This window comes from uncultured Caballeronia sp. (assembly GCF_964243625.1).
In the GTDB taxonomy this organism is placed as follows: Bacteria; Pseudomonadota; Gammaproteobacteria; order Burkholderiales; family Burkholderiaceae; genus Caballeronia.
In genome coordinates, this window is record NZ_CAXTGZ010000229.1 from 1 (window position 1) to 8,821 (window position 8,821).

An 8,821-nucleotide genomic window follows, 5' to 3' on the forward strand; every position below is an offset into this window, starting at 1 on the left:
TCGCGGCGGCGGCGGCGCTCGCGCTCGTCGGCGTGTTCGACGGCGGCCAAGTGCTGCTCGTAATCCCGCCGTATCGCGTCGATGTATCGCTGAACCTGTTCGTGGTGGCGCTGGTGGTGTCGTTCATCGTGCTGTACGCGGTCCTGCGCGCCATCCGCAGCGTGTGGAAGATGCCCCAGCGCGTGTCGGCGTACCGGACGCGCTCGCGGCTGGCGAAGGCGAACGCGGCGTTGCGCGATGCCATCGGCCACTTGTATGCCGGGCGGTTCTCGAAGGCGGAAAAATCGGCGCGCGATTCTCTCATCGTCGATGAAAACGCCGGTGCCGCCGGCCTGATCGGTGCAAAAGCGGCACACGAGATGCACGAGTACGCGCGCCGCGACGAGTGGCTCGCCAAGGTGGCGGACAGCGACTGGCAGGACGCCCGTCTGATGGCGACCGCCGACATGCGTGCCGATGGCCGCGATGCCGACGGCGCACTCGTCGCGTTGACCGAAATGCAGGCCCAGGGCGGCCGCCGCTTGCACGCGCAGCAGATCGCGTTGCGTGCGCAGCAGCAGTTGAAGAACTGGGGCGAAGTGCTGAAGCTCGTCAAGACGCTCGAAAAACGCGAGGCGCTGCATCCTGCGGTCGCGGTGCGTCTGCGGCAGGTTGCGGCTGAAAACCTGCTGCGCGATCGCCGGCACAATCCCGATGCGCTGCTCGAATTCTGGCAGTCGTTGTCGCCGGTGGAGCGACAGTCGCCGCGTCTGGCCGATCTCGCCGCCGAGTTGTTGATCGCGCTGGATCGCCGCAACGACGCGCGCAGGATCGTCGAGGAAGCGCTGAACCACAATTGGGATGCGCGTTTGCTGCGCCGATATCCGGATTGCGCGTCGCCAGGCGATGCCTTGCCGCTGATCCAGCGTGCCGAAGCCTGGCAGAAGGAGCGCACGGAAGACGCCGATTTGCTGTTCACGCTCGGCCGTCTGTGTCTGCATCAGCAGTTGTGGGGCAAGGCGCAGGCGTTCCTGGAATCGGCTTTGAAACTCGCCGATAACGAACCGCTCAAGATCCGCACCCATCGGGCCCTGGCGCGTCTGCACGAACAACTCGGCGACAGCGACAAGGCGAGCCAGCATTATCGTGAGAGTGCGCTGGCTATGAATGTGGTCTGAGGTTTTGTTGGCTGCTATAAAAAACCGCGAGCTTCCTTTTGTACGAAGGCTCGCGGTTTTTTTAATCGCTTATTGCGGCAGGGAGCGCCGGCCGGCTGCCGGATTCGCCGTGAGCGGATGCGGCACGGTCGGGACCACGGGCAGGGCGGTGAGCGCCGTGTCGTCGGTGGGGGAGAGCAGCGAGTTCAGCGAGAGCACGTCGCTGTCCGTTAGGCTCGCCGTGGACGCCTTCAGCTTCAGCGAGTTGACCAGCGTGTCGTAGCGCGCTTTCGCAAGATCGCGCCGTGCCGAAAAGAGCTGGTCCTGGGCGTTGAGTACATCGATATTGATCCGCACGCCCACCTGATAACCCAGCAAGTTCGATTCAAGCGATGTCCGCGCGGACCGCTCGGCGGTTTCGAGTGCGCGAACCTGCGCCAGTCCGTTCGATACCCCCAGAAACGCCTGTCGCGCAGATAAAGCCGCCGAGCGCCGCGCGGTATCGAGGTCGGCCTGCGCCTTGTCTTCGAGCGCGAGCGTCTGCCGCACGCGGCTTTGCGTTGCGCCGCCTTCGTAAAGGGGAATGGTGAGTTGAACGCCGACCGTCGCGTTGGTGTAATACGCACCGAAGTTGCCGAGTTCGGCCGCCGCAGCCGGAATGCCCGGACCGATCGTCCCCGCGCCGCTGCCAAAACCGCCGCCGAAATTCCCGCCGAAGTTGCCCGCGCCCGCCGCGCCCAGGCTGCTTTTGGAATAACTCGCGACGAGATCGAGCGACGGGTAATGACCTGCTTTCGCCTTCAATGTCTCGCGCTGCGAATTTGACGTCGCCAGTTGCTTGAGCACCACGTTGTAGTTGGTGTCGCGCGCGGCGTCGACCCACTGCTGCATGTCTGCGGGAACAGGCGGCGGCAGTGTCACGCCGCGCGCGAGGCCGTCCACACGCGTCACCGGATGCCCGACGATCTGCTCCAGCGACGCCAGTTTCACTTCGAGATCGTTCTGTGCTGCAATTTCCTGCGAGATCGCCTGATCGTACTTGGCCTGGGCTTCGTTGGTATCGGTGATGGTGGCGCTGCCGGCATCGAAGGAATGCTTGGCCGATTCAAGCTGCTCCGCAATCGATGCCTTTTGCGAACGCACGATCGCAAGACTGTCCTGGGCCGAAAGTGTATCGAAATAAGCTTGTCCCAGCCGGACGATCAGATCCTGGCGGGCGGCGGCGAACTGCGCCTGGGCCGTGGTCAGCGCGATCTGGCCTTGCTGGTAGCCCTGCCAGTTCGCGACGTTGATGAGCGGTTGGGTCAGCGAAACAACGAAGCCGTTGCTGTTTCCATTCGATGCCGGCAAGCCGCCGCCAAACTCCGTGCGCTGCTCGTTCGCGCTCGCCGACGCCGACAATTGCGGCAGCAGCTTTGCGCGCGCTTGCGGCAGTTGTTCGCTGTCGGCCGCGAGGCTTGCCCGCGCGCTCTGAAGCTGCGCGTCGGTGTTGAGCGCTTCGTCATAGAGCTGATCGAGGCCCACGGCCATGGCCGGTGAGCACGCTAACCCGGCGCTGATGCTGGACAGCGCCAGCGCAAACATCGGGCGCATGGAGATTCCGTGATGACTGAATACAGCGTCGAATCAATACGTGGGGATGGCCGGATCGACTTGCTTTGACCAGGCATCGATACCGCCAAACAAGTTGTACACCTGCGTGAAGCCACGCGATTCCAGGAACATGCCGACTTGCGCGCTACGGGCGCCGTGGTGGCAGATGCAGACGATCTGCGCTTCGTCGTCCAGTTCTTCGCTGCGGGCAGGGATGTCGCGCATCGGGATGGCGACAATGTTGGCCATCTTGGCCGTTTCGAGTTCCCACGGTTCGCGGACGTCGAGCAGGACAGGGGCGGGGCGCGATGAATCGGCGAGCCATTCGGCCAGTTCGGGTGCGGACAGATTTTGCATGGGATTCCGTTGAAAGCGGCAGGCAACGGCGAGCGGATTTGCTCACCGGTATGCTGTCTGAGTTTGCCGTTTGGAAGCATCGGACCCGAACGGTTCACCCCGCACGAGTCCGGATTTCCGGGGAAAACTTAAAACTTGAAGCGCGAAGGCTGTACAGCGTTCTTGAGCGGCGCGATCAGCGTTTCAAAGATATCGGCGACGCGGAACTGTTTTTCATCCACGCGCGTGATGATCTGCGCCTTCATGACCGGCGCGCTGCCAACAAACGCCGCCAGCCGGCCGCCGATCTTCAACTGGTCGAGGAATTCCTGCGGCATGACCGGCAAACCGCCCGAGACGCAGATGATGTCGAAGGTCTCGCCCTGGTTCCAGCCGCGTGCGCCGTCGCCGACTGCAACTTGCGCATTCGACACACCGTTGGCTGCCAGATTGTCTTCGGCCAGTTTGGCGAGTTCGGGTTCGATTTCAACCGTCGTCACCGAGCGGCCGCGCGCGCCGAGCAGCGCTGCCATGTAGCCCGAGCCTGCGCCGATTTCGAGCACGATCTCGTGCTTTTTCACAGCCAGTTCCTGCAACACACGCGCTTCGACGCGCGGAAACAGCATGTGCTGGCCGGCCGGCAGCGGAATCTCGAGATCCGCGAACGCGATGTTCCGGTACGCGGCGGGAACGAAATTTTCACGCTTGACGATCGACAGCAGGTTCAGGACGTCCTGGTCCAGCACATCCCAGGGACGGATCTGCTGTTCGATCATGTTGAAACGCGCTTGCTCGATGTTCATTTTCAGTCTGCGGGTCGATCGACCGTTGAGGGTGGAGTTGACTTATTGACTAGCGCAACGACGAGACGCAATGACGTGTTCATTGCCGTCAGTAAGCCGAAAATCGAAGTCGGATTGTAGCAAATCGACAGGCGCCGGAAATTAACGGCGGCGAGCGTTGGCCATTCGGCCGGGTTTAAGCGCGGCTGACGGCCCGGTTCGCAGTCTGTTAATGAGGCAGCCGCACGTCCAGTTTCAGCGTCACCAGCCGCGCCACGAGAATGAACGCTGTCGAAAACAACACGTTATAGACGCCCAGGACGCCCATTGCATCGAGTCCGAGATACAGCCAGCATCCCGCGAACGCACACACGGCGTAAGGCCGGGAGTCGCGCAGGATCAGCGGGACCTCGTTGCACAGCACGTCCCGGATGATGCCGCCAAAAACGCCTGTCACTACGCCCATCAAGGCCGCGGTGAACGCAGGCATCTGTGCATCGAGCGCGATGGACGTGCCCGAGATGCTGAACAAACCCAGGCCGATGGCATCGGCGACCAGCAAGGCGCGCTGGTCGAACAAGCGGGTCGTGAGGCGCAGGACCATCGGTGCCGTGAGCGCCAGCGCGAAGATGATGATGACGTAATCCTGATGCTCGACCCAATAGAACGGCCGGCGCGAAAGCAGGACGTCGCGCACGGTCCCGCCGCCGAATGCCGTCGCGAGCGCGACCAGGAAGGCGCCGACGGCATCCAGCCGGCGCTTTCTCGCTTCGATCAACCCCGAGATTGCATACGCGAAGATCGCGAGCCCCTCCATGATGGAGATTGCCAGCGTGAGCCTGGGATGCACCGTCAGGACCTCTCACGCGGATCGCGATGGCTGCGGGCATCGTGGTCTTGCGGGTGCCCGTGATGATGTGGCGTCCCGCCCGGTTTCAGCAGCACCAGCACGGCGCCGGCACCGCCATCGTGAGGACGCGCCTGACAGAACGCGATCACTTCTTCTTTTTGCACCAGCCACGCGCGGACCTTGCCTTTGAGCACGGGTTCGCGCCCAACGGACCCAAGGCCTTTGCCATGAATCACGCGCAAGCATCGCAGGCCACGTTTCACCGCTTCCCGGATGAATTCCGATAACGCCTCGCGCGCTTCCTCGCGCCGCATGCCGTGCAGATCGAGTTGCGCCTGCACGATCCAGGCGCCGCGCCGGAGCTTGCGCACGACTTCCTCGCGTACGCCGTGGCGGCAGTAGGAGAGGGAATCGTCGGTATCGAGGAGGCTTTCGGGGTCGTATTCGTCGGAGAGGGCTTCGTGCAGCACGGCTTCTTCGTCGAGCCGCGTCTGCAGCGGCAAAGGCGACGGAGGCACGCGCGGCAACGGTACACGCGCCGCCACGTTCAGCGGTTCGACCTCGCCGATGGCGTTGCGGAACACGTCGGCATCAGCGAGGGCTTCGCGTTCCGCCACGATGGCGGCGGCCCGCTGGGCACGGTGCCTGACCGCCTGCGCCTGAAGCGATTCGCGCAGCGCGGCAAGTCCGGCCAGACCTTCACGCTTGAGCGCGGCCGCGAGTTCCTCGGGCGTCAGCGGCGCTTTCGCGGACGCGGCGGCCGTGCGCGGCGCCATATCGCGCGGGCGTCTGGGCCGGGGTTCGTTCGGATGGGGCAGGTTCTTGGGCATTGCAAGGCAAAAGAAAATGCACGGCGGCGCAACGCGATATACGCCGCTTCCGGAGCCCCTTTTTAACATGAGAGCCGGGGAAATGGACGCGCCCGAAGCGCGGCTGCCCGATTTTCACCGCGTCCGAAACGAAAACGCCGGCCGATCCAGAGGATCGAAACCGGCGTTTGAAGGTTCCGGACGCTTTTTCGCTCCGGTGCAACGGTCAGCAGCTTAACGTTCCGCTTCGGCGCTCATCGAATGGACGGCCGGGTTCTCGTTGATGCTTTCGAGATAACGCTGTGCGTCGAGCGCAGCCATACAACCCGTGCCGGCGCTCGTAATAGCCTGCCGGTAAATGTGATCCTGCACGTCGCCGGCAGCAAACACGCCGTCGATGCTCGTGCCCGTCGCATTGCCCTGCAGGCCGCCATTCGTGATGATGTAGCCGTTCTTCATTTCCAGTTGACCCGCGAACAGGTCCGTATTCGGCTTGTGACCGATCGCGACGAACACGCCTTGCAGCGGCACTTCCGTGGTCGTGCCCGTTTCCGTGCACTTGATCTGCAAGCCGGTTACGCCGGTCGCGTCGCCCTTGACTTCATCGAGAACGTGATTCCACTTGATGTCCACCACGCCTTCTTTTTCCTTCGCAAGCAGGCGGTCGATCAGGATCGGCTCCGCGCGGAACTTGTCCCGGCGATGCACCACTGTCACCTTCTTGGCAATTCCAGCCAGATAGAGCGCTTCTTCGACGGCCGTATTGCCGCCGCCGATCACGGCCACTTCGCCGTTCTTGTAGAAAAAACCGTCGCAGGTTGCGCAGGCCGACACGCCTTTGCCCATGAACGCTTCTTCCGAAGGCACGCCCAGATATTGCGCCGATGCACCCGTCGCGATGATCAGCGAATCACACGTGTACTCGCCCGAATCGCCGATCAGGCGGATTGGCCGTTCGGTCAACTTGGCAGTGTGAATGTGATCGAACACAATTTCCGTGTTGAAGCGTTCGGCGTGTTCCAGCATGCGCTGCATCAGTTCCGGACCTTGCACGCCCAACGGGTCGCCCGGCCAGTTTTCCACGTCGGTCGTGGTCATCAGTTGACCGCCTTGCGCCAGGCCCGTGATGAGAAGCGGCGACAGATTCGCACGCGCCGCGTAGACGGCGGCGGAATAACCGGCGGGACCGGAACCGAGAATCAGCACTTTTGCGTGTTTGGACGAAGACATGAGAGCAATCCGTTTGGTTAGGGCCAAACCGCCGGGCGAACAAGCGGTTTAAGGGCAAAAGGCGCGGGCGGTCGAGAAAAACTGCGCCGGCGGCGCGCTTCTGCCGATGACCTGTAAATAGGCGCGAATTCGCCATTATAAAGAGTGTCTCCAGGCGCCGCCGAGTGATCCTTTCAATGGCGGCCATAGCGCGCACGGGCCGTTGCAGCGGGCAGGACGCATGTAACGCGGGTGTTACAGGGTGAAACCATGGCCCATTTTTGTCCGATCATCGCAATGCAGCGTTTACAATGCGTCCTTAACTCTGTCGGCTCGCCGTGCCTTTCATGGCGGGTCAAAAGCCTTACGGATCAATGGCAAAAGCTACCTATTCTGCAAGTGCGCAGGCATTGCCTCATCGCATGTCGCGCCTTTTTACCGAGATTCGATGGATCTTGCAGGTCGCGCTCGGCGTGTTCTTGCTCATGGCGCTCGTGAGCTACAGCCGCCATGACCCGAGCTGGACCCATGCCGCGCAAGTCGACCAGATCGCCAACTGGGCGGGACGGGTCGGTGCGTGGACGGCGGACATCCTGTTACTGCTTTTCGGTCTTTCCGCATATTGGTGGGTGGTGCTGCTCGCGCGGCGGATCATCGCGAATTACCGGAGGATCACGAATCAGGAAGCTTCGGCCGAGCAACCGGTGAAGGATCGGACGTGGCTCGCCGAGGCCTTCGCGTTCGTGCTGGTGCTGCTCGCAAGCGACGGCATTGAAGCGCTGCGCATGTGGTCGCTCAAGGTGCAGGTGCCGCGCGCGCCGGGCGGCGTGGTCGGCGAGGCAGTGGCGCACGCCGTCTCCCACGCGTTCGGTTTTACCGGCGCCACGCTGATCCTGTTGATCGCGCTCGCCATCGGCTTGTCTCTGTATTTCAATTTTTCCTGGCTGTCCGTCTGCGAAAAAACCGGCGACGGCATCATGGCCACCATCACCGGCGCGCGACTGCGCCGCGAAGCCGGGCGTGACCGCAAGCTGGGCGAAGTGGCAGCCGAAAAGCGCGAAGGCAAGGTGGTGCGCGGCCGGGTCAAGATCGAGGAACAGGAACCGGTAGTGATCGTGCCGCCGGTCGCGACTGCGAAATCGGCGCGTGTGGAAAAGGAAAAGCAGGTGCCGCTTTTCACCGATCTGCCCGGCGACTCCACCTTGCCGCCGCTGGCCTTGCTCGATGCCGCGCCGGAAGTGAAGGAAACCATTTCCGCCGACACGCTCGAATACACGTCCCGGCTGATCGAGAAGAAGCTCAAGGATTTTGGCGTGGAAGTGGCTGTGGTCGCTGCCTATCCGGGCCCGGTCGTGACACGTTACGAGATCGAGCCGGCCACGGGCGTCAAAGGCTCGCAAATCGTCGGGCTGGCGAAGGATCTGGCGCGCTCGCTTTCGCTGGTATCGATTCGTGTGGTCGAGACCATCCCGGGCAAGAATTTCATGGCGCTGGAGTTGCCGAACCAGCGCCGCCAGACCGTGCGTTTGTCGGAGATCCTCGGCTCGCAGGTTTACGCCGACGCCGCTTCGCCCCTGACCATGGGTCTAGGCAAGGATATCGGCGGGAAGCCGGTCTGCGCGGATCTTGCGAAGATGCCGCACTTGCTGGTGGCCGGTACGACCGGTTCGGGCAAGTCGGTCGGTATCAACGCGATGATCCTGTCGCTCTTGTACAAGGCCACCGCCGACGAAGTGCGCATGATTCTCATCGATCCGAAGATGCTCGAAATGAGCGTCTACGAGGGCATTCCGCATCTGCTTTGCCCGGTCGTCACCGACATGCGGCAAGCCGGGCACGCGCTCAACTGGGCCGTGGCCGAGATGGAACGCCGCTATAAGCTGATGAGCAAGATGGGCGTGCGCAACCTCGCGGGTTTCAACAACAAGATCGATGAAGCCACGAAGCGCGACGAGAAGATTCCCAACCCGTTCAGCCTGACGCCGGACGAGCCGGAACCGCTGAACCGCTTGCCGACCATCGTAGTCGTGATCGACGAACTGGCCGACCTCATGATGGTCGTCGGCAAGAAGGTCGAGGAGCTGATCGCGCGGATCGCGCAGAAGG

The 8,821-nt window shown here is 62.7% G+C and carries 8 protein-coding genes; 2 read left to right on the forward strand and 6 right to left on the reverse strand.

Translation table 11 applies throughout. The annotated features are described in order from the left end of the window. On the forward strand, positions 1 to 1,157 hold a 1,157-nt coding region (locus ACFFAR_RS16615), incomplete at its 5' end, for a heme biosynthesis protein HemY (RefSeq protein WP_375508147.1). Positions 1,158 to 1,226: 69 nt separating this feature from the next. Here the strand turns inward: ACFFAR_RS16615 and ACFFAR_RS16620 are convergent. The 6 genes from ACFFAR_RS16620 to trxB all read right to left on the reverse strand — a co-directional run bounded on the left by ACFFAR_RS16620 (position 1,227) and on the right by trxB (position 6,736). After that, positions 1,227 to 2,729: a TolC family outer membrane protein gene (locus tag ACFFAR_RS16620; protein WP_174362595.1), complete on the reverse strand. Its 1,503-nt coding sequence runs from the start codon at positions 2,727 to 2,729 to the stop codon at positions 1,227 to 1,229. A gap of 33 nt (positions 2,730 to 2,762) precedes the next feature. Beyond that, entirely contained in the window at positions 2,763 to 3,086 is a 324-nt protein-coding gene (locus ACFFAR_RS16625; RefSeq protein WP_062169512.1) for a rhodanese-like domain-containing protein, read from the reverse strand. A 128-nt stretch (positions 3,087 to 3,214) separates the two neighbouring features. After that, on the reverse strand, positions 3,215 to 3,868 hold the full coding sequence (locus tag ACFFAR_RS16630; protein ID WP_174362594.1) for a methyltransferase domain-containing protein: 654 nt from the start codon (positions 3,866 to 3,868) through the stop codon (positions 3,215 to 3,217). A 208-nt stretch (positions 3,869 to 4,076) separates the two neighbouring features. Next, on the reverse strand, positions 4,077 to 4,697 hold the full coding sequence (locus ACFFAR_RS16635) for a trimeric intracellular cation channel family protein (RefSeq protein ID WP_062169516.1): 621 nt from the start codon (positions 4,695 to 4,697) through the stop codon (positions 4,077 to 4,079). A gap of 2 nt (positions 4,698 to 4,699) precedes the next feature. Then, positions 4,700 to 5,473 (reverse strand): Smr/MutS family protein, encoded by a 774-nt coding sequence (locus tag ACFFAR_RS16640; protein ID WP_375508148.1) that lies wholly within the window; start codon positions 5,471 to 5,473, stop codon positions 4,700 to 4,702. 267 nt (positions 5,474 to 5,740) lie between these two features. Next, positions 5,741 to 6,736, reverse strand: a complete 996-nt coding sequence (gene trxB, locus ACFFAR_RS16645; protein WP_061998802.1) for a thioredoxin-disulfide reductase — start codon at positions 6,734 to 6,736, stop codon at positions 5,741 to 5,743. Between the two features lie 353 nt (positions 6,737 to 7,089). Between trxB and ACFFAR_RS16650 the strand changes: the two genes are divergently transcribed. Then, positions 7,090 to 8,821, forward strand: a 1,732-nt coding sequence (locus ACFFAR_RS16650) for a DNA translocase FtsK 4TM domain-containing protein (RefSeq protein WP_375508149.1), incomplete at its 3' end; no start/stop codon positions are given.

Coding starts and splice junctions, on each gene's coding strand:
- ACFFAR_RS16620 (WP_174362595.1), bottom strand. CDS start 2,729: ATGCGCCCGATGTTTGCGCTGGCGCTGTCCAGCATCAGCGCCGGGTTA.
- ACFFAR_RS16625 (WP_062169512.1), bottom strand. CDS start 3,086: ATGCAAAATCTGTCCGCACCCGAACTGGCCGAATGGCTCGCCGATTCA.
- ACFFAR_RS16630 (WP_174362594.1), bottom strand. CDS start 3,868: ATGAACATCGAGCAAGCGCGTTTCAACATGATCGAACAGCAGATCCGT.
- ACFFAR_RS16640 (WP_375508148.1), bottom strand. CDS start 5,473: ATGGCGCCGCGCACGGCCGCCGCGTCCGCGAAAGCGCCGCTGACGCCC.
- trxB (WP_061998802.1), bottom strand. CDS start 6,736: ATGTCTTCGTCCAAACACGCAAAAGTGCTGATTCTCGGTTCCGGTCCC.